General features: G+C 67.9%; 26 protein-coding genes. 16 read left to right on the forward strand and 10 right to left on the reverse strand.

All coding sequences use genetic code 11. The annotated features are described in order from the left end of the window. Window positions 1-19 precede the first annotated feature (19 nt). Both coaBC and metK read left to right on the forward strand, forming a co-directional pair. Window positions 20-1,273, forward strand: a complete 1,254-nt coding sequence (gene coaBC / locus H7J93_RS04480) for a bifunctional phosphopantothenoylcysteine decarboxylase/phosphopantothenate--cysteine ligase CoaBC (protein ID WP_267305095.1) — start codon at window positions 20-22, stop codon at window positions 1,271-1,273. A 113-nt stretch (window positions 1,274-1,386) separates the two neighbouring features. Beyond that, the gene (metK, locus tag H7J93_RS04485) at window positions 1,387-2,595 is read left to right on the forward strand and encodes a methionine adenosyltransferase (RefSeq protein ID WP_267305096.1); all 1,209 of its coding nucleotides are present in this window, start codon (window positions 1,387-1,389) and stop codon (window positions 2,593-2,595) included. 60 nt (window positions 2,596-2,655) lie between these two features. Here the strand turns inward: metK and H7J93_RS04490 are convergent, their stop codons facing one another. From H7J93_RS04490 to H7J93_RS04500, 3 genes are all read right to left on the reverse strand, one after another. Then, window positions 2,656-4,137: a flavin-containing monooxygenase gene (locus tag H7J93_RS04490; RefSeq protein WP_267305097.1), complete on the reverse strand. Its 1,482-nt coding sequence runs from the start codon at window positions 4,135-4,137 to the stop codon at window positions 2,656-2,658. Between the two features lie 130 nt (window positions 4,138-4,267). After that, a complete protein-coding gene (locus tag H7J93_RS04495; RefSeq protein ID WP_267305098.1) occupies window positions 4,268-4,672 on the reverse strand; it encodes an ester cyclase in 405 nt (134 codons plus the stop codon). After that, on the reverse strand, window positions 4,669-5,619 hold the full coding sequence (locus tag H7J93_RS04500) for an alpha/beta hydrolase (RefSeq protein WP_267305099.1): 951 nt from the start codon (window positions 5,617-5,619) through the stop codon (window positions 4,669-4,671). Before H7J93_RS04500 ends, H7J93_RS04495 begins: the two co-directional genes overlap by 4 nt. On the opposite strand from H7J93_RS04500, the gene H7J93_RS04505 reads away from it, so the two are divergent. From H7J93_RS04505 to ribD, 8 genes are read left to right on the forward strand one after another with little or no spacing between them, the layout of a single operon-like run. Beyond that, window positions 5,618-6,346 (forward strand): lysoplasmalogenase, encoded by a 729-nt coding sequence (locus H7J93_RS04505; RefSeq protein ID WP_267305100.1) that lies wholly within the window; start codon window positions 5,618-5,620, stop codon window positions 6,344-6,346. The genes H7J93_RS04500 and H7J93_RS04505 overlap by 2 nt on opposite strands. Before the next feature lie 54 nt (window positions 6,347-6,400). Then, window positions 6,401-8,347 carry a primosomal protein N' gene (locus H7J93_RS04510; RefSeq protein WP_267305304.1) on the forward strand — a complete coding sequence of 649 codons (1,947 nt, stop codon included), beginning with the start codon at window positions 6,401-6,403 and terminating at the stop codon, window positions 8,345-8,347. A 37-nt stretch (window positions 8,348-8,384) separates the two neighbouring features. After that, the gene (locus H7J93_RS04515; RefSeq protein ID WP_267305101.1) at window positions 8,385-10,205 is read left to right on the forward strand and encodes a DUF2207 domain-containing protein; all 1,821 of its coding nucleotides are present in this window, start codon (window positions 8,385-8,387) and stop codon (window positions 10,203-10,205) included. Next, window positions 10,199-10,735 carry a LemA family protein gene (locus H7J93_RS04520; protein ID WP_267305102.1) on the forward strand — a complete coding sequence of 179 codons (537 nt, stop codon included), beginning with the start codon at window positions 10,199-10,201 and terminating at the stop codon, window positions 10,733-10,735. The genes H7J93_RS04515 and H7J93_RS04520 overlap by 7 nt, the downstream gene beginning before the upstream one ends. Before the next feature lie 19 nt (window positions 10,736-10,754). Continuing rightward, window positions 10,755-11,684, forward strand: coding sequence for a methionyl-tRNA formyltransferase (gene fmt, locus H7J93_RS04525; RefSeq protein ID WP_267305103.1), 930 nt, complete (start codon window positions 10,755-10,757; stop codon window positions 11,682-11,684). Continuing rightward, the gene (locus tag H7J93_RS04530; RefSeq protein ID WP_267305104.1) at window positions 11,681-13,072 is read left to right on the forward strand and encodes an RsmB/NOP family class I SAM-dependent RNA methyltransferase; all 1,392 of its coding nucleotides are present in this window, start codon (window positions 11,681-11,683) and stop codon (window positions 13,070-13,072) included. Before fmt ends, H7J93_RS04530 begins: the two co-directional genes overlap by 4 nt. A 40-nt stretch (window positions 13,073-13,112) precedes the next feature. Further along, window positions 13,113-13,790, forward strand: a complete 678-nt coding sequence (gene rpe / locus H7J93_RS04535) for a ribulose-phosphate 3-epimerase (RefSeq protein WP_267305105.1) — start codon at window positions 13,113-13,115, stop codon at window positions 13,788-13,790. Next, window positions 13,787-14,788 (forward strand): bifunctional diaminohydroxyphosphoribosylaminopyrimidine deaminase/5-amino-6-(5-phosphoribosylamino)uracil reductase RibD, encoded by a 1,002-nt coding sequence (gene ribD / locus H7J93_RS04540; protein WP_267305106.1) that lies wholly within the window; start codon window positions 13,787-13,789, stop codon window positions 14,786-14,788. The genes rpe and ribD overlap by 4 nt, the downstream gene beginning before the upstream one ends. On the opposite strand, the gene H7J93_RS04545 is transcribed toward ribD, so the two are convergent. From H7J93_RS04545 to H7J93_RS04555, 3 genes are all read right to left on the reverse strand, one after another. After that, window positions 14,769-15,776 carry an ABC transporter ATP-binding protein gene (locus tag H7J93_RS04545; RefSeq protein ID WP_267305107.1) on the reverse strand — a complete coding sequence of 336 codons (1,008 nt, stop codon included), beginning with the start codon at window positions 15,774-15,776 and terminating at the stop codon, window positions 14,769-14,771. The genes ribD and H7J93_RS04545 overlap by 20 nt on opposite strands. Before the next feature lie 3 nt (window positions 15,777-15,779). Further along, entirely contained in the window at window positions 15,780-16,829 is a 1,050-nt protein-coding gene (locus H7J93_RS04550; RefSeq protein WP_267305108.1) for an ABC transporter permease, read from the reverse strand. Between the two features lie 74 nt (window positions 16,830-16,903). Beyond that, window positions 16,904-17,467 (reverse strand): type 1 glutamine amidotransferase domain-containing protein, encoded by a 564-nt coding sequence (locus H7J93_RS04555; protein WP_267305109.1) that lies wholly within the window; start codon window positions 17,465-17,467, stop codon window positions 16,904-16,906. 186 nt (window positions 17,468-17,653) lie between these two features. Here H7J93_RS04555 and H7J93_RS04560 point away from each other — a divergent pair, with 186 nt between their 5' ends. Next, window positions 17,654-17,815: a hypothetical protein gene (locus H7J93_RS04560; RefSeq protein WP_267305110.1), complete on the forward strand. Its 162-nt coding sequence runs from the start codon at window positions 17,654-17,656 to the stop codon at window positions 17,813-17,815. A 9-nt stretch (window positions 17,816-17,824) separates the two neighbouring features. On the opposite strand, the gene H7J93_RS04565 is transcribed toward H7J93_RS04560, so the two are convergent. Continuing rightward, the gene (locus H7J93_RS04565; RefSeq protein ID WP_267305111.1) at window positions 17,825-19,546 is read right to left on the reverse strand and encodes an MFS transporter; all 1,722 of its coding nucleotides are present in this window, start codon (window positions 19,544-19,546) and stop codon (window positions 17,825-17,827) included. Beyond that, a complete protein-coding gene (locus H7J93_RS04570) occupies window positions 19,546-20,238 on the reverse strand; it encodes an LppX_LprAFG lipoprotein (protein WP_267305112.1) in 693 nt (230 codons plus the stop codon). The genes H7J93_RS04565 and H7J93_RS04570 overlap by 1 nt, the downstream gene beginning before the upstream one ends. 63 nt (window positions 20,239-20,301) lie before the next feature. On the opposite strand from H7J93_RS04570, the gene H7J93_RS04575 reads away from it, so the two are divergent. From H7J93_RS04575 to H7J93_RS04595, 5 genes are all read left to right on the forward strand, one after another. Beyond that, window positions 20,302-20,793, forward strand: a complete 492-nt coding sequence (locus H7J93_RS04575) for a GNAT family N-acetyltransferase (protein WP_267305113.1) — start codon at window positions 20,302-20,304, stop codon at window positions 20,791-20,793. Between the two features lie 9 nt (window positions 20,794-20,802). Beyond that, window positions 20,803-21,423 (forward strand): riboflavin synthase, encoded by a 621-nt coding sequence (locus H7J93_RS04580; RefSeq protein ID WP_267305114.1) that lies wholly within the window; start codon window positions 20,803-20,805, stop codon window positions 21,421-21,423. A gap of 65 nt (window positions 21,424-21,488) precedes the next feature. Then, a complete protein-coding gene (locus H7J93_RS04585) occupies window positions 21,489-22,814 on the forward strand; it encodes a bifunctional 3,4-dihydroxy-2-butanone-4-phosphate synthase/GTP cyclohydrolase II (protein ID WP_267305115.1) in 1,326 nt (441 codons plus the stop codon). Further along, on the forward strand, window positions 22,811-23,293 hold the full coding sequence (ribH, locus tag H7J93_RS04590; RefSeq protein WP_267305116.1) for a 6,7-dimethyl-8-ribityllumazine synthase: 483 nt from the start codon (window positions 22,811-22,813) through the stop codon (window positions 23,291-23,293). Before H7J93_RS04585 ends, ribH begins: the two co-directional genes overlap by 4 nt. Next, entirely contained in the window at window positions 23,290-23,739 is a 450-nt protein-coding gene (locus H7J93_RS04595) for a PH domain-containing protein (RefSeq protein ID WP_267305117.1), read from the forward strand. The genes ribH and H7J93_RS04595 overlap by 4 nt, the downstream gene beginning before the upstream one ends. On the opposite strand, the gene H7J93_RS04600 is transcribed toward H7J93_RS04595, so the two are convergent. Next, window positions 23,726-24,196 (reverse strand): GNAT family N-acetyltransferase, encoded by a 471-nt coding sequence (locus tag H7J93_RS04600; protein ID WP_267305118.1) that lies wholly within the window; start codon window positions 24,194-24,196, stop codon window positions 23,726-23,728. The genes H7J93_RS04595 and H7J93_RS04600 overlap by 14 nt on opposite strands. Beyond that, window positions 24,193-26,133 (reverse strand): gamma-glutamyltransferase family protein, encoded by a 1,941-nt coding sequence (locus tag H7J93_RS04605; RefSeq protein ID WP_267305119.1) that lies wholly within the window; start codon window positions 26,131-26,133, stop codon window positions 24,193-24,195. The genes H7J93_RS04600 and H7J93_RS04605 overlap by 4 nt, the downstream gene beginning before the upstream one ends. Window positions 26,134-26,144: the final 11 nt, after the last annotated feature.

Below are 26,144 nucleotides of genomic sequence, written 5' to 3' on the forward strand. Positions count from 1 at the left end.
CTCGAGGGCGAAAGCTGAAGTGACCGAACGCAAGCGGATCGTCGTCGGCGTCGCCGGCGGCATCGCCGCGTACAAGGCGGCCACCGTCGTCCGTCAGCTGACCGAGGCCGGCCATTCCGTTCGGGTCGTCCCCACCGAATCGGCTCTGCGATTCGTCGGCGCCGCCACATTCGAAGCGCTCTCCGGCAACCCGGTCCACACCGGCGTCTGGGATGACGTCCACGAGGTGCCCCATGTCCGGATCGGGCAGGAGGCCGACCTCGTCGTGGTGGCCCCCGCGACCGCTGACCTGTTGGCACGGGCCGTCGCTGGCCGGGCCGATGACCTGCTGACCGCCACCCTGCTCACCGCCCGATGTCCGGTGCTCTTCGCGCCCGCGATGCACACCGAGATGTGGTTTCACCCAGCCACCGTCGAGAACGTGGCCACGCTGCGCCGCCGGGGCGTGGTGGTACTGGAGCCGGCCTCGGGGCGGCTCACCGGGGCAGACAGCGGCGCGGGCCGGCTACCCGAGGCCGAAGAGATCTCCACGCTCGCCCACCTGCTGCTGGAACGCGGCGACGCACTGCCATATGACCTGGCCGGAGTTCGGGCCCTGGTCACCGCGGGTGGCACCCGCGAGCCGATCGACCCGGTGCGGTTCATCGGCAACCGGAGTTCGGGTAAACAGGGCTACGCGATGGCCAGGGTGATGGCCCAGCGTGGGGCGGACGTCACGCTGATCGCGGGAAACACCGCAGGACTCGTCGATCCGGCAGGGGTCGACGTGGTCCACATCGGCTCGGCCGCTCAACTCAAGGACGCCGTCTCGAAGCACGCGCCCGACGCGCATGTGCTGGTCATGGCCGCCGCGGTCGCCGATTTCCGGCCCACCCAGTTCCAGAGCAGCAAGATCAAGAAGTCCGCCGATCCCAACGCCGCGACACCGATCATCGAACTCAGCCGCACCGATGACGTGCTGGCGGGTACCGTGCGGGCACGCCGGGACGGCCAGCTGCCCAATATGCGCGCCATCGTCGGGTTCGCCGCCGAGACAGGCGATGCGAACGGAGACGTCCTCTTCCACGCCCGGGCCAAATTGCAGCGCAAGGGCTGCGATTTGCTCGTGGTCAACGCCGTCGGCGAGAATCGGGCGTTCGAAGTGGACAACAACGACGGATGGCTGCTTGCGGCCGACGGCGCCGAGTCTGCCCTTGAGCACGGTTCGAAAACTCTGATGGCCAGCCGTATCGTTGACGCGATCGCGGCGATCCTGCAGAGCGGCGGAGTGTAACGCGAATTACATGCCCGGCCGCGTGAAAGGGTTGTGCGAATCGGACGCACACGCTTGGGTGCACCTGGGCACGCATATAATTTGACTACCTAAGTTTTGAGAGGATCAACACCGTGAGTGAAGCTCGGCTGTTTACCAGTGAGTCGGTGACCGAGGGCCATCCCGACAAGATCTGCGACGCCATCAGCGACTCGGTGCTCGACGCGTTGCTCGCGGACGATCCCAAATCCCGCGTCGCGGTGGAAACGCTGGTCACCACCGGACAGGTGCACGTGGTCGGCGAGGTGACCACGCAGGCCAAGGAGGCGTTCGCCGACATCACCAACACCGTGCGCGATCGCATCCTCGAGATCGGCTACGACTCCTCGGAGAAGGGCTTCGACGGCGAGACCTGCGGCGTGAACATCGGCATCGGCAAGCAGTCGCCCGATATCGCGCAGGGTGTCGACACCGCCCACGAAACGCGGGTCGAGGGTGCAGGCGACCCGCTCGACGCGCAGGGCGCCGGCGACCAGGGCCTGATGTTCGGCTACGCCATCAAGGACACGCCCGAACTGATGCCGTTGCCGATCGCGTTGGCGCACCGGCTGTCCCGCCGGCTCACCGAGGTCCGCAAGAACGGGGTGCTGGGCTACCTGCGCCCCGACGGGAAGACCCAGGTCACCGTGCAGTACGACGGCACCACCCCGGTGCGGCTCGACACCGTGGTGCTCTCGACCCAGCACGCCGCAGGAATCGACCTGGAGGCGACCCTGACACCCGACATCCGGGAAAAGGTCGTCAACACCGTGCTGGCCGACCTGAACCACGACACGCTCGATACGTCGGACTTCCGCCTGCTGGTCAACCCGACCGGCAAGTTCGTGCTCGGCGGGCCGATGGGCGACGCCGGCCTGACCGGCCGCAAGATCATCGTCGACACCTACGGCGGATGGGCCCGTCACGGCGGCGGCGCGTTCTCTGGCAAGGATCCGTCCAAGGTCGACCGTTCCGCGGCGTATGCGATGCGCTGGGTGGCAAAGAACGTGGTCGCCGCCGGCCTGGCGGAGCGCGTCGAGGTGCAGGTCGCGTACGCGATCGGCAAGGCGGCCCCGGTCGGGCTGTTCGTCGAGACCTTCGGCAGCGAGACCGTCGACCCGGCGCGCATCGAGAAGGCGATCACCTCGGTGTTCGACCTGCGGCCCGGCGCGATCGTCCGCGACCTCGACCTGCTGCGGCCCATCTACGCGCAGACCGCGGCCTACGGCCACTTCGGCCGCACGGACGTCGAACTGCCGTGGGAGCAGCTGAACAAGGTCGACGAGTTGAAGGCCGCCGTCTAGTTTCCCTTGCGATTTGTGTGCGTTCAGGAGCGGTGAGCGCGCCGAAACGCACACAAATCGCTATGGCGTGAACGCGTAATCGTCGATCGGGAATCGGCGGGCTCGCCAGTATGTGTGCAGCGTGGTGGCCGGCCGTAGCGGCACATCGCCGTTTTTGTCGAAGTAGTAGCTCCTGGCGTCCTTGCAGGTGTCCTGCCAGAAGATCTGCCGGTGCCGCTTGCGCATCATCTCGGCGAAGTAGCGGTCGTTGGCCTCCTGCTTGACCTCGACGCGGCGTGCACCCCTGCGGCGCGCGTGTCTGAGGCAGCGCACGATGTGGTGCGTCTGCGCCTCGATCAACGCGAAGTAGGAGTTGCCGACGTAGCCGTAGGGGCCGAACACCGTGAAGAAGTTGGGGAAGCCAGGCACGGAGACACCTTCGTAGGACTGCAGCCGCCGCTCACTGAAGTACTCGCTCCACGACCGGCCGCCCGACCCGGTCACCGGATAGGTCGGATTGTCCTCGACGTCCATCACCTTGAAACCCGTTGCGAGGATGAGCACGTCGACGTCGCGGGTCTCGCCGTCGGTGGTCGCCACCCCCGAACCGGTGATCTTGTCGATCGGCTCGGTCACCAATTCGACGTTGTCGCGGTTGAACGTCGACAGATACGTGTTGTGGAAGCCGGGGCGCTTACAGCCGACCGCGTAGCGCGGGGTCAGCTTGTCGCGCACCTCCGGATCGTGGACCTCCTTGCGCAGGTACGACTCACCGAACTTCGCCATGTTCTTGGCCATCGGATTCAGGGTGAAGTACTGCGCGGGCAGGGTGAACGTGAGCTCGACGTAGATCTGACTGAGCACGCGCTGCACCGCGTGGCCACCGGGCAATCGCATCAGGCGCCGCGCCATCGGCGACAACGGCATATCGGGTTTGGGCAGACACCAGATCGGGGTGCGCTGAAAAACACTGAGCCGCTCCACAATTGGCGCGATCTCGGGTATGACCTGCACCGCGGACGCGCCCGTGCCGATGATGGCCACCCGCTTACCGGTCAGGTCCTGCTCGTGGTCCCACCGCGCGGTGTGCATTGTGATGCCCGCGAACGAGTCGACGCCGTCGATGTCGGGATAGTTCGGCGTGATCAGCACACCGCTGGCGTTGACGAGGAATCGCGCGGTGACCGACTCGCCGGTGTCGAGCTCGACGCGCCACAGGCTGTCGTCATCGTCGAAGTTCGCGCCAAGCACCTTGGTGTTGAAGCGGATCTTCGGGCGCAGGCCGTACTTGTCGACGCAGTGCTCGGCATAGGCCTTCAGCTCCTGCCCAGGTGCGTAGGTGCGCGTCCAATTCGGGCTTTTCTCAAACGAGAACTGGTAGGAGAACGACGGAATGTCCACGGCGATACCGGGATAGGTGTTCCAGTACCAGGTGCCGCCGGGGCCGGCGCCCGCCTCGACGACGAGGTAGTCACCCATCCCGGACTTGTCCAACTTGATCGCGGTGCCGATTCCGGAGAATCCGGCGCCGACGATGACGGTGTCGTAGTCGGGTGCTGTCATGGCGGGCACTCCTCCCGTCGTTGGGCGATGACGTGCACGCGCGCGGTCAGTACCGTGCGGCCGGCGCGGCTATGACCCCACGCTAAACGGCCGGCTCGTGGTCCGGTAGTCCCGAGCCGTGCCCCGCCTATCAGACACTCAGGCGCTGGAATTGCTCCAACGCGGCCCGCTCGACGTGGTTGCTCAGCAGCTTTCCGTCCTCGCGTACCGCCCATACCGCCGTGCCCGTCAACTCGATCGGCTGCTGGTCGGGCGCGGTGCCCGCGAAGCCGTTGTTGCGGCCGGTGAGCAGCCACCTCGAGGCGACCCTGCTGCCGTCGGCGTTCTGAAACGATTCGATGACCTCCAGATGGAGATCGTCGATCGTCGCGAGGAATCCGTCGATCCACTCCTTGAAGTTCTCGCGACCGGTGACCGTCTGGCCGCCGGTGACGATCACGAAATCGTCGACCACGAACCGGTCCGCCGCCGACGGGTCGTGGGCGTTCCACACCTCGTCCCAGAAGCGGTGCACGACGTCGACGGAATCGCTCATGTGGAGTGCAACGCCGCGCGCAGGGCGTTCATGCCCCGCTCGACGGCCTCGGTGGCCGCTGGCACCACGCCGTCATAGCCGGCGTAGCCGTGAATGAGCGTCTCGGCATTGTGCAGCTCGACGGGCACACCAGCGGCGGAGAGCAATTCGGCGTATCGCACACCGTCGTCGCGCAGCGGATCGTGGCCCGCGACCGCGATATAGGCGGGCGGTAAGCCGGTCAGGTCGTCGGCACGCGCGGGTGCCAGCGTCGCGGGAATCTCGGTCATATCGAGATCGCCGATGTACCAACGGGTGCAGCCCTTGCAGCCCTCGACGTCGAGGACCGGCGCGTTGGCATTCTCCGTGAACGAGGGCAGCGACGTATCAAAGGTCGTCGCGGGATACCACAACAGCTGGAACACAATTCGCGGGCCGCCGGCATCGCGTGCCAGCTGAGACACCACCGCGGCCAGGTTGCCGCCCGCGGAGTCGCCTGCGACCGCCAACCGATCGGGGTCCCCACCCAGCTCCGCGGCGTGCTCGGCCACCCATTGCGTTGCCGCCCAGGCGTCGTCGACGGCAGCGGGGTAGGGGTGCTCGGGGGCCAGCCGGTAGTCGATCGACGCGACGATCGCGTCCGCGCCGACCACGTGTCGCCGCGCGATGCCGTCGTAGGTGTCCAGGTCGCCGACAGACCATCCGCCACCGTGGATGAACAGCACGACAGGCAATGGGGTGTCGCTGTCGGCGGCGGGACGGTACACCCGGGCCGGAATCGGACCGCCGGGTCCGTCGATGGCGATGTCCTCGCTGCGCACCTCGGTATGCACCTCGGGACGAGGAATGTCGCGGAACCGCCTGCGCGCCTCCTCGACGCCTCCGTCGGTTGTCAACTGAAACGGGACGGCTTCTATTACCTTCAGCAGAATGGCGTCGACGGCCGGCTTTTCCTCAGCGATGGACATGGGGACACGGTACGCACACCCGCGAACCAGGCTTCTGTGGGTCGCGGCCGCGGTCGTCGGCGCCTGTTACGGCATATTCCTGATCGTCACGGCACTCCGTCTGCCGTCCGGCGCCGAGCTGACCGGCCAGTTCGCGCTGCAGCCAGCGGTCAAGGCCGCGGCGGCGGTGCTGCTCGCCGTCGCCGCGTTGACGCATCCGATCGCCCGCGAGCGGCGCTGGCTCGTTGCGGCGCTCATCTTCTCGGCCGCGGGCGACTACCTGCTGGCGATGCCGTGGTGGGAGCCGTCGTTCGTGCTGGGTCTCGGTGCATTCCTGGTGGCGCATCTGTGCTTTTTGGCCGCGCTCATTCCGTTGGTGCAACGGTCGACGCCCCGGCTGGCGGCCGCAGCGGTCATCGTCGCCGCCTGCATCGCTCTGCTCGTGTGGTTCTGGCCGCGGCTGATCGCCGACGGGATGGCGATACCGGTCACGCTCTACATCGCGGTCCTCGGCGCGATGGTGTGCGCGGCGCTGATGGCCCGGCTGCCCACCCCGTGGACCGCACTCGGTGCCGTGTGTTTCGCGGTGTCCGACTCCATGATCGGCATCTCGAAGTTCGTGTTGGGTAACGAGGTGCTCGCGGTGCCGATCTGGTGGGCCTATGCGACGTCACTGGTGCTCATCACCGCCGGCTTCTTCTTCGGCCGCGCTGCATCGCCGTCAGTGCAGTCTGCTACCACTTCGTAGGTGGTCACCGACCGGCAGCAGGCCGAGCACGAGCCGATTGCGCGCGTGCTCCCGATGCTGACAGTGCCGCACCTCGACCGCGAGTTCGACTATCTCGTGTCCGCGGATCAGTCCGACGACGCGCAGCCCGGCGTGCGGGTGCGGGTGCGGTTCCACGGTCGGTTGGTGGATGCCTTCGTACTCGAAAGACGCTCGGACACAGACCATGTCGGAAAGCTCGGGTGGCTGGACCGCGTCGTGTCGGCGGAGCCGGTGCTCACGCCCGACGTGCGCAGGCTGGCCGACGCCGTCGCTGCGCGCTACGCGGGCACCCGCGCCGACGTCCTGCGGCTGGCCATCCCGCCACGGCATGCCAACGTCGAGAAGCAGCCGCCGCCCGAGCAGACGCCGCCGGCGGCAGCTCCCGTCGACACTTCGGCGTGGCTGGCCTACCGGGGCGGGGAGCAGTACGTCGCCGCCCTGTGCGACGGGCGCGCCGCGCGAGCGGTGTGGCAGGCGTTGCCGGGGGAGCGATGGGCGCACCGCCTCGCTGAGCTGGCCGCCGTGACGGCCGACTCCGGCCGGTCCGCGTTGGTGATAGTGCCGGATCAACGCGATGTCGACGCCGTGCGCGCCGCCGCCATCGAGCGATACGACGAGTCTCATGTGGTGGCGTTGTCCGCCGGTCTCGGTCCCGCGCAGCGCTACCGGCGATGGCTGGCGGTGCTGCGAGGCGCCGCCCGCATCGTGATCGGCACCCGCAGCGCGGCGTTCGCCCCGGTGGCCAATCTCGGCCTGGTGATGGTGTGGGACGACGGCGACGACACGCTCGCCGAGCCACGCGCGCCCTACCCGCACGCCAGGGAGGTGGCGATGCTGCGCGCCCACCAGGTGCGCTGTGCCGCCCTCGTCGGTGGCTTCGCCCGCACCGCTGAGGCGCAGGCGCTGGTCCGTTCCGGCTGGGCGCACGACCTGGTTGCCACCCGGCAGGAGGTGCGCGCGCGGTCGCCCCGCATCGTCGCGCTCGACGACAGCGGATTCGAGCAGGAACGCGACCCAGCGGCGCGCTCCGCGCGGCTGCCGTCGATGGCGCTGCAGGCCGCCCGCACGGCGCTGGGGTCCGGTCGGCCCGTGCTCGTCCAGGTGCCCCGCCGCGGCTACGTTCCCGCGCTGGCGTGCGGCCGCTGCCGCAACATCGCGCGCTGCCGCCATTGCACCGGTCCGCTGTCGCTGCCCGCACGGGACACCGCGGGGGCGGTGTGCCGCTGGTGTGGCCGCGAAGAGCCCGCGCTGCGGTGCACCCGCTGTGGCTCCGACGCCGTCCGCGCCGTCGTCATCGGGGCCAGGCGAACCGCTGAGGAACTGGGCCGCGCGTTCCCCGGCGTGCCTGTGGTGACATCGGGCGGCGACGCGATGGTCGCCGCGGTGCCGGCAGAAGCCGCCGTCGTGGTGTCGACACCGGGCGCCGAACCGGCCGCCGCGGGCGGATACGGCGCCGCGCTGTTGCTGGACACCTGGGCGCTGCTCGGACGCCAGGATCTGCGGGCCTCCGAGGATGCACTGCGCCGCTGGATGGCCGCCGCCGCGCTGGTCTGCAGCCGCACCGACGGCGGGGTGGTGGCCGTCGTCGCCGATTCGGCGATCCCCACCGTGCAGTCGCTGATCCGCTGGGACCCCGCGGGCCATGCCGATGCCGAACTCGATTCGCGCGCCGAGGTCGGGTTGCCTCCTGCGGTGCACATGGCGGCCATCGACGGCTCGCCCGACGCCGTGCACGCCATGGTCGAAACCGCGGACCTCCCTGTCGGTGCAGAGCCCCTAGGGCCCGTCGACTTGCCGCCCGGTGTGCGTCGACCGCCGGGTACGGCGCCGGAAAAACCGGTCGTGCGGATGCTGGTGCGGGTGCCGCGCGACGCCGGACTACCCCTCGCGGCGGCGCTGCGACGCGCGGCGGGCGTCCTGAGCGCGCGACGCGATAACGAGCCAGTTCGTGTGCAAATCGACCCGTTGCACATAGGGTAATCCGGGCACCTATCGGCGCATCGGACAGGAGGTCGGCGTGCGGCGGTTCTTCTCGATGCTGTTTCCGTTGGCGCTCATCGCCATTGGCGTGCTGTGGCCGGTGGTGTTCCGGCCCGGTTCGGATGCGTCAGAGGTTTCTGACCCAGTGGTTTTCAGTCATTACGAGGTCGACTTGATCGTCAGCGCGGGCGGTCGCCTCGATGCGGTGGAGACGATCACGGCCGAATTTCCGAGCGGACGGCACGGGCTCTTCAAGTACTGGGCGGTCGACAATCCGAACGATCCCGGCGTGCGACAGATACCGGAGGTGACCTCGATCCTGCTCGACGGGAAACCGGCGCCCTACCAGATGCTTTGGGAGGGCGGCGAACGATTCCGGGTGGCAAAGATCGGCGATCCGGACGAGTACCTGAGCTACGGCACGCACGTCTTCGAGATCCGCTACAACATCGACGGGGTGCTCGACCCCGGAAGCACCGGCGCCGGAAAGACGTTCGCCGCGTCGACCGGGCAGGCCACCGATTCTCCGTCGGTCTTCTTCTGGAACGTCATCGCGCAGGCGTGGAACAACGAGATCGAGCGCGCCGACGTCACGGTCACCCTGCCCGGCACGGTCGACCGCGCCGAGTGCTCGGTGGGCTTCGGCGTCGGCAGGGCCTGCGAGGACCTGAGCATCAATGGAAACAGGGTTACGCTGTCGGCGACGAATCTGCCGCCGCGAACACCGGTGACGGTGCGCGCCGGCGTCGATGTGCCGACCCCGCCGAGGGACACGGTGCCGTGGTCCTACGTGTGGGACCGGGTTCTCGGACAGTCGGTGTCAGGCGTGCTGTGGGTGCTCGCGCTCACCGTCGCGGGTGCGATCGGCGGAATCCTGTACTACCGCACCACCGTTGAACCGTCACCGGGATTCCCCTTGCAGTACGCGCCGCCGCCGGGTCTGGGGCCCGTGCAGACCGAGTACATCCGCACTGAGAGCGTTCCGAAGAAGGGTCTGACCGCCACGCTGTTCTACCTCGCCGAACGCGGACTGATCGACATGCGGCAGGTCAGCGAGAAGCGCTGGAAGATCCGCAGCAACGTCACGGAGTGGGGGCCATGGGCCGATGTCGACCCAGTCAGCAATGCCGTCGCGTCGGCGCTCAACGTGCAAGGCCCGGGCAGAGACTTCGATGCCAAGCCGACCGCCAAGGCCGGCAAGAAGCTCAATCGAGCGAAGACGGATATGGCCGCGGCGGTGACCAAGTGGGCCTTCGGCGACGGGCTGATGGTCAAGCGCAAGAAGGAACTCTGGGTGCGCACCGCGAATGCGATCGCCTTCATCCTCATGCTGTTCGGCTTCTTCCGCTGGGGTTTTCCCACCACGATGTGGGCGCTGCCCTTCGCGGCGTTCTTCCTGTTCTCGGCGGCGTCATGGCGGGACGGTGTGGGCACCCGGCGAACCGAGACCGGCCGCGAATTGTGGTCGCGCGCGGGCGGATTCCACCGGATGCTGACCACCGACTCGGCCGAGGCCCGCTTTGATTTCGGTGCCCGCAAGGACCTTTACTCGGCCTACGTCCCGTTCGCAGTGGCGGCGGGGGCGGCCGCGCTGTGGGCGAAGAAGTACGAGGCCGCAACGGGCACCCCGCCGCCGCATCCGGATTGGTATCACTCGACGACCTCCCACACGGGAGCGGCCTTCGTCGGCAGTTCCGGCGGGCCGGACTTCGACAGCTTCGAGTCGGCATTGACATCGTCGATCGGCGCGTACACCGCATCGCAGGCGTCGTCCTCCAGCGGCGGCAGCAGTGGCAGCAGCTTCAGCAGCGGCGGTGGTGGGGGCGGCGGTGGCGGAGGAGGAGGCGGATCATGGTGAGATTGCTGCTCGTTATCGTGCTGGTGCTCGCGCTGGCGGCGCTGATCGTGTTCGTGCTGGGCTACAACAAGATTCGGTCAGCCGAGGTGCGGGTCGCCGAGGCGCTGTCGGGCATCGACGTCGAGCTGACGCGGCGGGCCTCGCTGATCCCCAGCCTGGTGCACACGGTGCAGACGTTCGCCTCGCACGAGAAGGGCATCCTCGATCACGTCACCAATGCCCGCGCCGCGCTGACGTCGGCCACCAGTGGCAAGTCGGTGGCGCAGCGCAGCGCCGCCGAGAAGGAGCTGGACAGCGCCTTGGTGCCGCTGCTGGCGCTCGGCCAGAACTATCCGCAGCTCAACTCATCGAACAATTTCCTCAATCTGCAGGACAATTTGGCCGATACCGAGAACAAGCTGGCGTTCGCCCGGCAGTACTACAACGATTCCGTGGCGACCCTGAACCGGCTGATCAGCTCCATCCCGTGGATGTTCGTCGCACCGATGACCGGCGTGCACGAGCACGAGTACTACCAGACCCCGAAATAAGCGCTTCTAGACTGGCGCGGTGCGCCTCGTCTTCGCCGGTACCCCCGAACCCGCCGTGCCCTCGCTGGCGCGGCTCGTCGAGTCGCCACGTCACGACGTCGTCGCCGTGCTGACCCGCCCTGATGCCGCCTCGGGCCGCCGAGGCAAGCCGTCGCCGTCACCCGTGGCCCGGTTCGCGCTCGAGCACGACATCCCGCTGCTGCGCCCGAGCAGGCCCAACTCCGAGGAGTTCGTCGCCGAGCTGGCCGCGCTGGCGCCCGAGTGCTGTGCCGTCGTCGCCTACGGCGCGCTGCTGAAAGAGCCACTGCTCGCCGTGCCGGAACGCGGTTGGATCAATCTGCATTTCTCACTCCTGCCCGCCTGGCGCGGTGCGGCGCCGGTGCAGGCGGCCATCGCCGCAGGTGACACGGTGACCGGTGCCACGACGTTCCAGATCGAGCCGGCACTCGATTCCGGGCCGGTGTACGGCGTGGTGACCGAGACCGTCCGGCCTACCGACACCGCAGGTGAACTCCTTGAGCGGCTGTCCATTTCGGGTGCACAGCTCTTGGCGACGACCCTCGACGGCATCGCCGACGGGACGCTGACACCCGTGCCGCAGCCTCCCGACGGGGTGACCATCGCACCGAAGATCACCGTCGAGGAGGCCCGGGTGCGGTGGGATCTGCCCGCCCACGTCGTCGAGCGCCGGATCCGCGCGGTCACGCCCAATCCCGGCGCGTGGACCATGATCGGCGATCTGCGCGTCAAGCTCGGGCCTGTGACCCTCGATGAGTCTGCGGACCCGCTGCCGCCCGGCGCGGTCCAGGTGGGGCGAAAAGACGTGCGCGTCGGCACCGGATCGCACCCGGTGGTGCTCGGCGTCGTCCAGGCCCCGGGAAAGAAGCCGATGAACGCCGCCGACTGGGCCCGCGGCGCTCGGCTCGACGGATCTGAGCGAGCCGAATGACCCCGAAGACCAACAAGCCACAGAAGAATCGGCGACCGCCGCGGCGCAAGCAACTCGACCCGGCCCGGCGCGCCGCGTTCGACGTCCTGCGCGCGGTCTCGGAGAAGGACGCGTACGCCAACCTTGCACTGCCCGCGGTGCTGCGCGATCGCGGAATCAGCGGCCGCGACGCCGCTTTCGCGACCGAGCTCACCTACGGCACCTGTCGCACCCGCGGTCTGTTGGACGCGATCATCGGTGCGGCAGCGGGACGTTCGACGGACAAGATCGATCCCGTGCTGCTCGATCTGCTGCGCCTCGGCACCTATCAGCTGCTGCGGACCCGGGTCGAACAACATGCCGCCGTGTCCACCACCGTCGAGCAGGCCGGTATCGAATTCGACTCGGCGCGAGCGGGTTTCGTCAACGGTGTGTTGCGCACCATCGCCGGCCGCGATGAGCAGTCCTGGGTCGACGAACTGGCGCCGGATGCCGTGACCGATCCCGTCGGTCACGCGGCGTTCGTCCACGCTCATCCGCGCTGGATCGCGCAGGCGTTCGCCGATGCCCTCGGCGCCGACGCCGGGCAGCTGGACGCGCTGCTCGCCAGCGACGACGAGCGGCCGTCCGTGCATCTGGCCGCGCGGCCCGGTGTGCTCACCGCGGAGCAGTTGGCCGAGCAGGTCGACGGCACCGTGGGCCGGTACTCGCCGTACGCGGTGTATCTCTCCGGCGGTGACCCCGGTCAGCTCGCCCCGATCCGTGACGGTGCCGCGCTCGTGCAGGACGAGGGCAGCCAGTTGGTGGCCCGAGCGCTGACGTTGGCCGAACTGGACGGCCCGGATTCGGGACGCTGGCTCGACCTCTGCGCCGGGCCGGGCGGCAAGACCGCGCTGTTGGCGGCACTCGTCGGGGAGGGGCGGGTCACGGCGGTCGAACCCGCCGCGCGACGCGCCGACTACGTCGAGCAGAACACCGCCGGCCTACCGGTCGACGTGCTCCGCGTCGATGGCCGGGACCCCGGGTTGGATTCCGGCTTCGACCGTGTCCTGGTCGACGCACCGTGCACCGGACTGGGGGCATTGCGGCGCAGGCCTGAAGCGCGCTGGCGTCGGGTGCCCGCCGATGTCCCTCAGCTGGCCAAGCTGCAGCGTGAGCTGTTGGCCTCGGCGATCCGACTGACGCGACCCGGCGGTGTGGTGCTCTACGCGACCTGCTCGCCGCATCTTGCCGAGACCGTGGGCATCGTCGCCGATGCGCTGCGCAGGCATCCGGTGGCTGCGATGGACACCCGGGAACTCTTCGCCCCGGTGGACGGGCTCGGTGACGGACCGTACGTGCAGCTGTGGCCGCACCGGCATGGCACCGATGCGATGTTCGCGGCCGCCCTCAAAGTGCTCGAAGTGTGATGAGCGCTCGCGCGAAGAGCCAACAGATAGGGTGAGGCGCATGTCGAAGCCGTTGATTGCGCCGTCGATTCTGGCCGCCGACTTCGCCGAGCTGGCCGACGAGGCCGCCGCGGTGTCCGGCGCGGACTGGCTGCACGTCGATGTCATGGACAACCACTTCGTGCCCAATCTGACGATCGGGTTGCCGGTCGTCGAGGCTCTGCTCAAACGGACCGACATCCCGATGGACTGCCATCTGATGATCGACAACCCCGACCGGTGGGCGCCGCCGTACGCCGAGGCGGGCGCCTACAACGTCACCTTCCACGCCGAGGCGACCGACAATCCGGTCGGGGTGGCACGCGACATCCGCGCCGCGGGTGCGAAGGCGGGCCTGTCCGTGAAGCCCGGTACGCCCATCGAGCCCTATCTGGAGATCCTGCCGGAGTTCGACACGGTCCTGATCATGTCCGTGGAACCGGGATTCGGCGGCCAGAAGTTCATCCCCGAGGTGTTGCCGAAGGTCGGCATTGTGCGCCGCCTGGTCGACTCGGGTGAGCTGACGATCGTGGTGGAGATCGATGGCGGCATCAACGCGGACACCATCGAGCAGGCGGCTCTGGCCGGCGTGGACTGCTTCGTGGCCGGTTCGGCGGTCTACAGCGCCGAGGACCCCGCCGCCGCCGTCGAGTCGCTGCGGCGCCAGGCGGGTGCGGCGTCCAAGCATCTGTGCCTATGAACCTCGAGACCGCGATGCGGCTGGCGATCGAACAGTCCGAACGGGTCAAAGGCGCTACCTATCCCAACCCGCCGGTCGGCGCGGTGATCCTGGACAGCGACAACGAGGTCGCCGGCGTCGGGGCGACCGAACCGCCCGGGGGACCGCACGCCGAGGTGCTCGCCCTGCGCCGAGCGGGGCAGCGTGCCGTCGGCGGCACGGCGGTGGTGACCCTGGAGCCGTGCAATCACCACGGCCGCACCCCGCCGTGCGTGGACGCGCTTGTCGCGGCGGGCATTTCGGCGGTGGCGTACGCGGTCACCGATCCGAACCCGGTGGCCGCAGGCGGTGCGGCGCGGCTGGGCGAGCTCGGACTCGAGGTGGTGGCCGGTGTGCTGGCCGACGAGGTTTCGCGCGGGCCGTTGCGCGAATGGCTGCACAAGCAGCGCACCGGGATGCCGCACGTGACTTGGAAATTCGCCACCAGCGTCGACGGCCGCAGCGCCGCAGCAGACGGTTCCAGTCAGTGGATCACCAGCGAGGCTGCGCGCGCCGACGTCCACCGCAGGCGTGCCGTGGCGGACGCGGTGCTGGTCGGGACGGGCACGGTGTTCACCGATGACCCCTTGCTCACCGCGCGGCTACCCGACGGATCCCTCGCGGAACGCCAGCCGTTGCGCGTCGTGGTGGGCGAGCGCGAGATACCGCCCGAGGCCAAGATTTTGAACGACGACTCCCGAACGATGGTGATTCGGACCCGGGATCCGCACGAGGTGATCAAGGCGCTGTCGGACCGCACCGATCTGCTGCTCGAGGGCGGGCCGACGCTCGCGGGTGCGTTTCTGCGCGCCGGGGTGATCGACAGGATCCTGGCCTACATCGGGCCGATTCTGCTGGGCGGCCCGATCACCGCGGTCGACGACGTCGGCGTGCTGTCGATCGCGCACGCGCAGCGCTGGCGTTTCGACGGCGTCGAGTCGATCGGTCCGGACGTGCTGCTCAGTCTGGTACCGAACTAGTCGGTTTCAGCGGCCGGTGTTCGATCAGGTCGCGAATGCCGTTGGCGCCGAGGCGTTCCCGGAAGGCGCGCACGGTGTAGCCGATGACCGTCGCGTCGGTGCGTGCCCGCACCGTCGCCGAGCGCGGCAGGTGGAACACCGGGCCGATCTCGCCGAGGTAGTCGCCGGCCTTGGCGACCTTCTGGAGTTCCTCACCGCCGGTGGGTAATTCGCGGATGATCTCTAGCTCGCCATCGGCGACGACGTAGATCAGGTCACCCATCGTGCCCTGTTCGAACAACACCTCGCCGGCTTCCAATTCGACGGTGTCGGGGGGCCGCTCCGTCGAGGCGAACTCGGGAACGAGCTCGACGACACGGTCGGCCAACGGCAGAATCCTGCTGTCGTGGGTCGCCACCACCACCATCCGATCGCCGCTGGCGAGTTCCCGGATGAGGCGCAGCACCTCCTCGACCTGGATGAAATCGAGGTGCGCGGTGGGCTCATCGGCCAAGATCAGCGGGGGATCGAGCGCAATCGCACGCGCGACCGCGACCCGTTGCTGTTGGCCGCCGCTGAGATCGCCCGGCCGATGAGATACCCGGTCCTCCAGCCCGACGCGCGAAAGCAGCTGTCCCGCGCGTTTGCGTGCCGCGCGCCGGGGTTGGCCCGCCGCCAGCAGCGGCACCATGACGTTCTCCAGTGCGGTCAGGCTCGGCACGAGATTGAACGCCTGAAAGACGATGCCGACGGTCTCGCGGCGGTATTTCGACAGCTCGTGTCCCGTCAGCGACGTCACATCGACATCGCCGAATTTGATTGCGCCCGAGGTGGGCTTCAAGATGCCGCCGAGACACGACAACAGCGTCGTCTTTCCGCACCCGCTGGGCCCCATCAGAATCACGAGCGAGCCGGCGGACACATCGAGGTTGAAACCGTTGATGGGGCGGACGGTGTCGGCGCGACCCTTGTACTCAACCACCAGGTTCTGAATGCTGAGATCGCCCACGGCTCAGGGACCTCCGAACGCGATGGCCGGGTCGACCGAGACCGCCCGGTGCAGCCCTGTCGCGCTGGCAATGAGGCCGATCACGATGGCGAGCACGGGAAGCGCGATGAACGCCTGGACGGGAATGATGACCTGCATCGGGAACAGCGGCCCGAGCAACAGCGAAAGTCCGGCCCCCACAAGCGCCGCCAGCAGCGCAACGATGACCGCCTGCAGCGCGAGCCCGGCGGCGATGCTCTTGGTGGAGACTCCAATCGCCTTGAACACCGCGAAATCTCGCAGCCGCTCGAGCGCCGACAGATAGATCACCGATCCCACAACCAGAGCAGCGACCACCCACAGCAGAATGGCCACGATCGTGATCGAGTTCACGGCAACTTTCAACGGGCGCAACAGATCTTCGACCGCGCCCGCACGGTCGATCACGCGGTAGCCGGCGGGCGGCTGCTCGAGCGTGCCGCGCAGCCCGATGGATGCCACCAGCGGCTCGCCACCGTAGACAAGCTGCTGTGCGCCCTCGGTGGTGAGGAACACGTTGGGCAGGTTGGCCAGCGCAGTGGAGTTCTCCACGATGCCGACGATACGCAGCGTGCGCGAGGCGATCTCGACCTCCTCGCCGATCCCTCGGCCGAGGGTGCTCGACACCGCCACCTCGTCACGCGTCGACGGTGGGCGCCCCTCGGTCACCTCGGGCATGCCGGGCCCGTTCTCGGGAGCGCCGAAGATGTCCACGTTGCGCGTCGAGCCGTCCAGTGTGGCGGTACCGCCCGCGTAGGCCAGGGGAGCGGCCGCGTCCACCCCGGGAGCCTGCGCGACTCTGCGCAACTCCACCGGGGCGAACGGCGTCGCCCCGACAAACGGACCCGACGCACCAGCCTTGACGAGAAACAGGTCGACACCGAGGGAGTCGACGGTCTTGTCCGCTTCGACCCGGAACCCGTTGGCCAGACCGGTCAGAACGAGGGTCATCGCGAAGATGATGGCGGTGGACAGGATCGCGATGACGAATCGCCGTCGTCGCCACTGCATGTCGCGCAGCGCGGCCATCAGCATGGCGGCGACGTTACCGACGCCGACACGTTCGCGGGACAGGTTTGGCTTGGATGTGACCTTCTACGCCGTGACTTCTACGCTGTGACCCTGCCGACGACCTCGACCAACGCATTACAGAATGCGGGCAGATCATCGGGCTTACGGCTGGAAACCAATGTGTTTGGGCCGCGCGAGCATTCGACGACTTCGTTGTCGACCCAATTCGCACCGGCATTGACGAGGTCGGTCTTGACGCTGGGCCACGAGGTCATCGTCCGCCCGCGCACCACGTCGGCCTCCACCAGCGTCCAAGGCCCGTGGCAGATGACCGCGACGGGTTTGCCCGTGTCGAAGAAGCTCTTGGCGAAGGCGACAGCGTCGGCGTTCGTGCGCAGAAAGTCCGGATTGGCAACGCCGCCCGGGAGCACCAACGCCGCGTAATCCGATGCGGAAACGGCGTTGGCGGCCTTGTCGGCCTCAAACGTGTCGGCGGGAGTGAGGTGGTTGAACGCCTGAACCTTGCCGACTTCCGTCGACACGAGTTCGGGTGTGCCGCCCGCGTCCTGTACGGCCTTCCACGGTTCGGTCAGCTCGACCTGTTCGACGCCCTCGGTGGCCACCAAAAACGCTATTTTCTTGCCACTCAGTGAACTTGCCATTGATTATCGTCCTCCGAAATTGTTGCCTTCCTCACGCGCATACCCGGCGTAGTGAGCAGCAAACCGGGGACCCTACGTCGGTACACTCGTACCAGAGTCAGCCACCGTGGCCTGACGTTTGTTATCGCCGTATCGCGCTTTCACCGACGAGCTGCGCGTGTGAGCACGAAACGAAGGACGACGAGCATGACTGCATTGCAGGACTGGCTCAGCGAGCGCCCCGTGAATCCGCTGAATCCGCGAAATCTCAAGGCGTTGATTCGCGACGCCTTGCGGGGCGGTCCCAGCGACGAGCCTGAAATCCGTACCGAACCCACCCTGATGGGGCGGGGCCGAGAGCGCTGCTGAGCTCCGGTGTCAGTCTGGGCGGTGGTGGCCGCGCGGCTGCTCCAGCCGGGCCGTCTCGTCGGCGGCCTGACCCGATATCGCCTGGGTAGGCGCCTCGAAGGCCCGTGTCGGGTTGTCGTCGGCGGGTGAGCCGACGGCTGCCCGGTGCGGGGTGGCGTCCACCGCTTCGGTCATCGGCTCATCGGCGTGCTCATGGCGGCCGCTGATCAGCAGCGCGAGCAGCGCACCGATCACGCACACAACCGCCGTGATCTTGAAGATTTCTCCGTACTGCATCACGTAGGCCTCGACGGAGGCCTGCGCGAGCCGCGTGGTCTCGGCAGCAAATCGGCCAGCGGGGGTGTCGGCGTTGGCGGGCGGCAGCGCCGCCAGGCGTTCCTGCAGGTACTGGTTGAACTTGTAGAGTCCCCACGCCGAGAGTGCCGCGAGACCGATCAGCATGCCGATCATGCGCGCGACCACGACCGCAGCGGACGCGATGCCGTGCTGAGCGGCAGGCACCACCCGCAGGGTCGCCGACGTCAATGGGCCGATGACCAGGCCAAGACCCAGGCCGGCGATCACAAGGTCGGTATCCAGCATGGGCAACGTGATGAATCCGAGGTCGTGATGGGAGGACAGCACATCGGCACGCCACCCCGCGACCAGGTAGTAGCCGCCGGCAGCGATCAGCAGTCCCGCACACGCGACGATCCGGTCGCCGACCTTGGTGGCGATCCAACCGCCAAGCAGGGCACCGATCGGGAGCGCGACCAGGAAGCGCAGGAGGAGGAAGGCGGCCTGGTTCTGGTCCTGGTTGAGTACGCCCTGGCCGAACAGCTCGACGTTCACCAGGGTCACCATCAGCGCCGCGCCCGCGACCAGGGAGGCACCCAGGGCGGCGAGGAACGGCCGGAAGTGCACGCCTGCGGGTTCGATCAGCCGGGTCCGGGCGAACCGCTCCCACACGAAGAACGCCACAGCCGCGACCACCGCGCCGATGATCAACGGCGGACCGTAGCTGGGCAGCACCTGTTTGCCGTCGGGCGCCGGGTTGTAGAGACCCCAGGTCGCCAGGCCGAGGGTGACCGCGAGCAGCAGCCCGCCGATGACATCGACCTTCTCCGGATGGTCGGTCTTCTGGCGCGACGGCAGGCTGAAGTGGATCATCACCATCGCGATCAGGGCGAGCGGCACATTGACCCAGAACACCGACTGCCAGTGGTGGAAAAGCCAGACCAGGCTGATGCCGTAGATGGGACCGAGCACGCTGCCCAGTTCCTGGGCCGCACCCACACCGCCGAGCACGGCCGCACGGTTGCGGGCGGTCCACAGGTCGGCGGCGAGGGCCAGCGTGACCGGTAGCAGCGCGCCGCTGGCGATGCCCTGAATCAACCGGCCGATTACGAGGATGTCCAGATCCGTCGACATGGCCGTGACCACGGAACCGACGGCGAAACCGGCGAGGCTGGCCTGTAGCAACAGCTTTCGGCCGAACCGGTCCGATGCCCGGCCGAGCAGCGGCATCGCCGCGATGTAGCCGAGCAGATACACGGTGACGATCGGTGTGACCCGCTGGATCTGATTGATGCCGATGCCGACGTCGACCATGATGTCGCGGATGATCGTGACCACGACGTAGGTGTCGAGGGCACCGAGCAACACCGCGAGGCTGCCCGCGCTTATCGCGATGCGCCTGCCGGCCGTCGCCGACGCCGTGCCTTCGAGCGAGGCTTCGGGCGAGGCGGCCATCAGACGGCCGGCTTGGTGACCGTCACAGGCTTACCCCAGTCCGACAACGTCATCGTGAGGCTGGTGTCCTTGCTCGGATCCAACTTGGCCTGCACCAGTTCGTGGTTGCCTTCCTCGGCGATCCACGCGGTGCCCGGCACCGGGCCGGTGGCCCCGACCTGCGGCACGATCTTGTCGACGGCGTCCTTGCTGACGGTTCCCGTCACGCGGACGGTCTTGACGCCGTTGATGGTCTCGCGGCCCTCGGCCTTGGCATCGGAGAAGTTGGACAGCACGTTGGCCAGACCCTTGTCGGGCGACAGGAGCACCGAGGCGTCGTAGATGTCGGCGGCCGGGCCGAAATCCTGGAAGGTGCCCGCGGTGATCGCGCCGTACAGGATGCCGTCGACGACGACGAAGTTCACGCCCTGCAACTTCTGGCCGAGGAACAGGATGTCGGCCTTGCCCTGCGCGGCGACCGCGGGCGTGGTCGTCAGATCGCCCTCGAGGGTTTCGATCGGGAACGAGGCGATCTGGCCCTGCACCGTCAGCAGGAGATGCACGCTCGATTGGGCTCTGGTGGTCTCGGCGGACTGCTTGAGCAGTGTCGCGGCGTCGGGCAGGTTCTTGTTGTCCTCGGAGCCGGAGCACCCTGCGAGGAGAGCGGCGGCGGTGACGAGGGCGGCGAAGATCGCCAGGAGGCGGGTCTGCATGACTGCATCGTAGAGGGTCGGCTCACCTGGACGGGGTCGCCGGGCGCGGGTAGAAGTGGAAATATGGCTGCTGAGCTGGACTTTCGTCATGTCTCCGCGGAGGACGGTGACGGCGCTGCGCTACTGGCCGCGATGGTCGAGGAGATGCGCGAGCTTTACTGGGACATCGGCGACGGCCTGGATCTCACGTCGCCGGACATGCCCGCGGCGGGTCCCGCGGAGCTCAGCCCGCCGGGTGGCGCGTATCTGGTCGGGTACCGCGACGGTCGACCGGTCTGCGGCGGCGGCATCAAACGGCTTTCCGACGACGCATGCGAGATCAAGCGGATGTACGTCGTCCCCGCCGCGCGCGGCCAAGGCCTCGCGAAGGCGCTGCTGCACGCGCTCGAGGACGCGGCGCAGCACATCGGCTATGCCGTCGTCCGGCTCGACACCGGACCGCGGCAGCCACACGCCCGGGACCTCTATCTGGCCCACGGCTATCGGGAGATCGGCAACTTCAACGGCAATCCGGTGGCGACGTTCTTCGGCGAGAAGCGACTGTCCGGGGATTAGTCTGGCGGCGTGTTCACCGGAATCGTCGAAGAAATGGGCGAAGTCGTCGGCAAGGAAGACCTCGGCGATTTCGCCCGGTTTGCCATCCGGGGACCCGTCGTCACCTCGGACGCCGGTCACGGCGACTCGATCGCAGTGAACGGCGTTTGCCTCACCGTGGTCGAAGTGCGCCCCGACGGTGCCTTCACCGCCGACGTCATGGGCGAAACGCTGAACCGAACCAGCCTGCGCCGTGTCGGGGTGGGCAGCCGCGTCAATCTGGAGCGCGCCGCTGCCGTGAACAGCCGGCTGGGTGGTCACATCGTGCAGGGCCATGTCGACGGCACCGGCCACGTGATCGCGCGTACCCCGGCCGAGCACTGGGAGGTGGTGCGGATCGCGCTACCGATGGCGCTTAGCCGGTATGTGGTCGAGAAGGGCTCGATCACGGTCGACGGGGTGTCGCTGACGGTCTCCGCGGTGGGGCACGACTGGTTCGAGATCTCCCTGATTCCGACGACGCTCCAGTTGACGACGCTTGGTCAGGCCGAGGTCGGCAGCCCCGTCAACCTCGAGGTCGACATCATCGCGAAGTATGTCGAACGGCTGCTGGATGCCAAGGACGGCACCATCGACGCCATGGGTGATTGACGGCCGAAGTCCCAGGTCAGGGGAGCGGCAATAAGACTTGGGCTCTGGTGGTTCATACTGATGTGGTGACGAGGCTGGACACCGTGGAGCGGGCGGTTGCCGATATCGCCGCGGGGAAGGCCGTGGTGGTCATCGACGATGAGGATCGCGAGAACGAAGGCGACCTGATTTTCGCCGCCGAGAAGGCGACTCCGGAACTCGTCGCGTTCATGGTGCGGTACACGTCCGGCTATCTGTGCGTCCCGCTGGACGGTGCGATCTGCGACAAACTCGGCCTGCTGCCCATGTACGCGGTGAACCAGGACAAGCACGGCACTGCCTACACCGTCACCGTTGACGCGAAAAAGGGTGTGGGAACGGGCATTTCGGCCTCCGATCGCGCGACCACAATGCGATTGCTCGCCGATCCGACCAGTGTCGCCGACGACTTCACCCGACCGGGCCATGTCGTCCCCCTCCGCGCCAAGGACGGTGGCGTGTTGCGCCGCCCCGGGCACACCGAGGCAGCCGTCGACCTGGCCCGCCTCGCCGGTCTGCAGCCCGCAGGTGCCATCTGCGAGATCGTCAGCCAGAAGGACGAAGGCGCGATGGCGCAGACCGATGAGCTGAGGGTCTTCGCCGACGAGCACGATCTGGCCCTGATCTCGATCGCCGACCTCATCGAGTGGCGGCGTAAGCACGAGAAGCACATCGAGCGCATCGCCGAGGCCCGCATTCCGACCCGCCACGGCGAGTTCCGTGCCGTCGGCTACACCAGCATCTACGAAGACGTCGAGCACGTCGCGCTGGTGAAAGGCGATATCGCCGGACCGCACGGCGACGGCCATGACGTCCTGGTCCGCGTGCACTCCGAATGCCTCACCGGCGACGTTTTCGGTTCCCGGCGCTGCGACTGCGGCCCGCAGTTGGACGCCGCGCTGGCGATGGTCGCCCGCGAGGGGCGCGGTGTCGTGCTGTACATGCGCGGACACGAAGGCCGCGGCATCGGCCTGATGCACAAGCTACAGGCGTATCAGCTGCAGGACGCCGGCGAGGACACGGTCGACGCCAACCTGAAGCTGGGTCTGCCCGCCGACGCGCGCGACTACGGTATCGGCGCGCAGATCCTCGTCGACCTGGGTGTGCGGTCGATGCGGCTGCTCACCAACAACCCCGCCAAACGCGTTGGTCTCGACGGTTACGGGCTGCACATCATCGAGCGTGTGCCGCTGCCGGTGCGCGCCAATGCGGAGAACATCCGGTACCTGATGACCAAGCGCGACCGGATGGGCCACGACCTGATCGGCCTCGACGAGTACCACGAAGCCGTCACCATGGACTCCTACGAAGAGGGCGTGTATCTGCTCGGCGATCGCACGCCTCCGGAGCGCGATCTCGGCGGAGCCCTGTGAGCCCTGCTGCAGGCGTTCCCGATCTGCCCCAGCTCGACGCCGCTGGATTGAGGCTGGCCATTGTCGCCAGCACGTGGCACGAAACCATCTGTGACGCGCTGCTCGACGGTGCACGCAAGGTCGCCGCCGACGCCGGTGTCGAGAACCCGACAGTCGTCCGGGTCCTTGGCGCGATCGAAATCCCCGTCGTCGCACAGGCATTGGCCGCCAATCACGACGCGGTGGTGGCGCTGGGTGTGGTGATCCGCGGTCAGACGCCGCACTTCGACTACGTCTGCGACGCCGTCACACAGGGCCTCACGCGGGTATCGCTCGACTCGTCGACCCCGGTCGCCAACGGTGTGCTCACCGTGAACACCGAAGAGCAGGCCCTCGATCGCGCCGGGCTGCCCGATTCGACCGAGGACAAGGGCGCACAAGCGGCGGCTGCGGCGATCTCCACCGCGCTGACGCTGCGCGACCTCCGCCAACAATCATGAGCGACTGGGATGTGGAGATACGGCCCCATCTCACAACGTATTTCGCCTACGGCGCGGCGGCGCTCATCCTGGCGGCGCACATCACCGTCGGTGCGCTACTGAAGATCGCGTCGACGGGCGTCATCTTCCAGACCGCCGACCAGGTGGCGATCGCCATGCTCGGTGTCGTCATCGCCGGCGTGGTCCTGTTGTTCACTCGCCCCCGCCTGCGTGTCGGCGCCGACGGCATCGCGGTGCGGAACTTGTTGACCTACCGGCTGATTCCATGGTCGGACGTCGTCGATGTGTCATTCCACCCCGGTGCGCGCTGGGCGCGCATCGACCTGCCCGACGACGAATATGTGCCGGCGCTGGCGATACAGGCGGTCGACAAGGACCGCGCGGTCGAGGCGATGGACACCGTGCGCACGCTCATCGGGCGCTACAAGGCCATCAACTCACGCTGAGCGTCATCGCGACTTCGTTTTCGGGGCCAAGGGTTTCGACCGTCGGCGACGCGGCGAACCCCAGACTGCGGTACACGGCACGTGCCGCGGCATTGTCGGAGGCCACCCGGAGCGTGATGGTGCGCGCCCGCTGTTCGCGTGCCCAGTCCACCGCGGCGGCAACCAATTGGCGCGCCAGGCCGCGTCCGCGTGCGGCGGGGTCCAGCCACAGCGAGTAGAGGTAGACCGAGTCCGGGTTCTCTTGCTGCGCGGCGATCAGTCCGACAGGACGGTCGCCGACCAGTGCCGCGAACTGCGCGTGGTCCCGGAGCCGGCGTCGCCACTGCGCAGCAGTGAACGTGACCTCCTTCCGGTACTGGGGATCCTTCTCGCCCAGCGAGTCAACCAGGGCGCGCAACCGAATCACAGCGAAGGCCCGCCAATCCGATTCGGTCAGGCGGGTGATGCGTACGGTCACCTGGTGTCGCCCATCACCAGCCCCTCGCGGCGAGGGTCGGCGCCACCGATCAGGCCCGTATCGGTGCGGATGATCGCGGACAGGCCGCTCGACTGGTCCGCCAGATCGACTTGATGTCCCAGCTCCCGCAGACCGGTGACGAGTGGGTCGTGGTCTCCGTTGTCGGAGGTGTCGATGATGGGATGCTCACCGCCGATGTTGGTCTTGGGTGTGTTCGCCGCCCCGAAGTCGACCGAGGACACGGCCTGTTGGGGATCGAGCCCCCAATCCAGCATGGAGACAATCGTTTTGACGACGAACTGGATGATGACCGATCCGCCCGGCGAACCGAGCACCGAATAGAGCCTGCCGCCGCTCCCGACGGGGCCGTCGAAGATCAGCGTCGGTGCCATCGAGCTGCGCGGCCGCTTGCCGGGCTGGATCCGGTTGGCAATCGGAGCACCGTCGGGCCCTACCGGTTCGACTGAGAAGTCGGTGAGCTGATTGTTCAGGATGAACCCGTCGACCATGTGAAACGAGCCGAATGCCGACTCGACCGTGGTGGTCAGCGACGCTGCGTTGCCGTACGAGTCGATGATGCTCACTTGACTCGTACCGTGCTCGGGGGTCGGTGGCGCCGGGCTGGTCGGTGGGCCGAATTCACCCGGCTTCGCCGTCCCCATCGAGCGTGTTTCGGAGATCAGCCGCGCGCGCCCCGCGAGATAGTCGCTGTTGATCAACGAATTCGGCGAGCCACCGGGTAGCGGCACGAAATCGGTGTCGGCCACGTACTTGTCGCGGTCGGCATAGGCCAGCCGCTCGGCCTCGGAAATCAGGTGGACACCCATCACCGACGGTCTGCCGCCGTTGAGGTCGACGTCACCGGGGCCGTGCTCGGCCATGGCGAACTGCTCCAATATGCCCAGCGTCGCGGCGACGGCGATACCGCCCGACGACGGCGGTGGCATGCCGCAGACCTGTCTACCGCGGTACGGGGAACAGAGCGGGTCGCGTTTCTTGACGGCGTAGCCGGCCAGGTCCTCCGTGGTCATCAGGCTGGGCGTCCGGCCGCCGGACGTGTCGGCCGCCGCGTCGACGACGGCCTCGGCGATCGCGCCGGTGTAGAACGACTGTGGATCAGATGCGATGGCGCCCAACGTCTTTGCGTAGGCGGGGTTGGTCAGCCGAGTCCCTTCGGTTTTGGGGTTGCCGTCGGGATCGAGGAAGTATTCGCCTGCCTGGGGATCTGCCTTCAGCTCCGGTGCGGCATCGGCGATGGCTGCCGCCAGCCGCGGGCTGATGTCGAAGCCGTCGTCGGCGAGGGTGACGGCCGGGGTGAACAGGTCGCGCCAGCCGGTCTTGCCCTGCTCGGCGTGGACATCGGCCATGAGGCGGACGATGCCGGGCACGCCGATGGAACGTCCCGATGCGCGGGCGTCGGGCTTGGGCTCGGCGCGATCGGTGTCGGAGACCCAGCGCAGGTAGTTCTCGGTCGCCGCGGCGGGTGCGACCTCGCGCCCGTCGTACGCCTCTACGGAACCCGCCGCCGCGTCGTAGTACAGCAGGAACCCGCCGCCGCCGATGCCGGAGGACTGGGGCTCGACGAGGCCGAGCACCAACTGCGCGGTCACCAGCGCGTCGGCGGCGGTGCCGCCCTCGCGAAGCGCCTCGCATGCGGCCTGGGTGGCCAGCGGGTTGGCGGTGGCGACCGAATAGCTGCTGGTGCGCACGGTGGTCATGTCCGTGCGATAGCCGACTGCGATCTCGGGGTTGGTGGAGATGTCCTGGGAGCCCGTGGTGGGGGCCGTCGACGTCTTGAGGACCGGGGTTCCGTTGGCCACGATCGCACACGGTGTGGCAGCGCTCGGCTGGGAGCCGTCTTCGGCGGCGCATCCGGCCAGCACCAGCGCAACCCCTGTCAGCGGCGCCATCACTTTACTGAGCGATGAGATCCGCATCACCCGACGGT

Origin of the sequence: Mycobacterium barrassiae (genome assembly GCF_025822765.1) — a bacterium.
In the GTDB taxonomy this organism is placed as follows: domain Bacteria; phylum Actinomycetota; class Actinomycetes; order Mycobacteriales; family Mycobacteriaceae; genus Mycobacterium; species Mycobacterium barrassiae.

What these genes read in the sequence shown, in the direction of transcription:
- H7J93_RS04605 (WP_267305119.1), bottom strand. Translation starts at nt 26,133, where the DNA reads ATGCGGATCTCATCGCTCAGTAAAGTGATGGCGCCGCTGACAGGGGTT.
- H7J93_RS04490 (WP_267305097.1), bottom strand. Translation starts at nt 4,137, where the DNA reads ATGACAGCACCCGACTACGACACCGTCATCGTCGGCGCCGGATTCTCC.
- H7J93_RS04595 (WP_267305117.1), top strand. Translation starts at nt 23,290, where the DNA reads ATGAGCGACTGGGATGTGGAGATACGGCCCCATCTCACAACGTATTTC.
- H7J93_RS04520 (WP_267305102.1), top strand. Translation starts at nt 10,199, where the DNA reads ATGGTGAGATTGCTGCTCGTTATCGTGCTGGTGCTCGCGCTGGCGGCG.
- rpe (WP_267305105.1), top strand. Translation starts at nt 13,113, where the DNA reads ATGTCGAAGCCGTTGATTGCGCCGTCGATTCTGGCCGCCGACTTCGCC.
- ribD (WP_267305106.1), top strand. Translation starts at nt 13,787, where the DNA reads ATGAACCTCGAGACCGCGATGCGGCTGGCGATCGAACAGTCCGAACGG.
- H7J93_RS04555 (WP_267305109.1), bottom strand. Translation starts at nt 17,467, where the DNA reads ATGGCAAGTTCACTGAGTGGCAAGAAAATAGCGTTTTTGGTGGCCACC.
- H7J93_RS04575 (WP_267305113.1), top strand. Translation starts at nt 20,302, where the DNA reads ATGGCTGCTGAGCTGGACTTTCGTCATGTCTCCGCGGAGGACGGTGAC.
- H7J93_RS04505 (WP_267305100.1), top strand. Translation starts at nt 5,618, where the DNA reads ATGGGGACACGGTACGCACACCCGCGAACCAGGCTTCTGTGGGTCGCG.
- H7J93_RS04530 (WP_267305104.1), top strand. Translation starts at nt 11,681, where the DNA reads ATGACCCCGAAGACCAACAAGCCACAGAAGAATCGGCGACCGCCGCGG.
- H7J93_RS04565 (WP_267305111.1), bottom strand. Translation starts at nt 19,546, where the DNA reads ATGGCCGCCTCGCCCGAAGCCTCGCTCGAAGGCACGGCGTCGGCGACG.
- H7J93_RS04550 (WP_267305108.1), bottom strand. Translation starts at nt 16,829, where the DNA reads ATGCTGATGGCCGCGCTGCGCGACATGCAGTGGCGACGACGGCGATTC.
- H7J93_RS04570 (WP_267305112.1), bottom strand. Translation starts at nt 20,238, where the DNA reads ATGCAGACCCGCCTCCTGGCGATCTTCGCCGCCCTCGTCACCGCCGCC.
- H7J93_RS04500 (WP_267305099.1), bottom strand. Translation starts at nt 5,619, where the DNA reads ATGTCCATCGCTGAGGAAAAGCCGGCCGTCGACGCCATTCTGCTGAAG.
- H7J93_RS04510 (WP_267305304.1), top strand. Translation starts at nt 6,401, where the DNA reads ATGCTGACAGTGCCGCACCTCGACCGCGAGTTCGACTATCTCGTGTCC.
- H7J93_RS04495 (WP_267305098.1), bottom strand. Translation starts at nt 4,672, where the DNA reads ATGAGCGATTCCGTCGACGTCGTGCACCGCTTCTGGGACGAGGTGTGG.
- H7J93_RS04560 (WP_267305110.1), top strand. Translation starts at nt 17,654, where the DNA reads ATGACTGCATTGCAGGACTGGCTCAGCGAGCGCCCCGTGAATCCGCTG.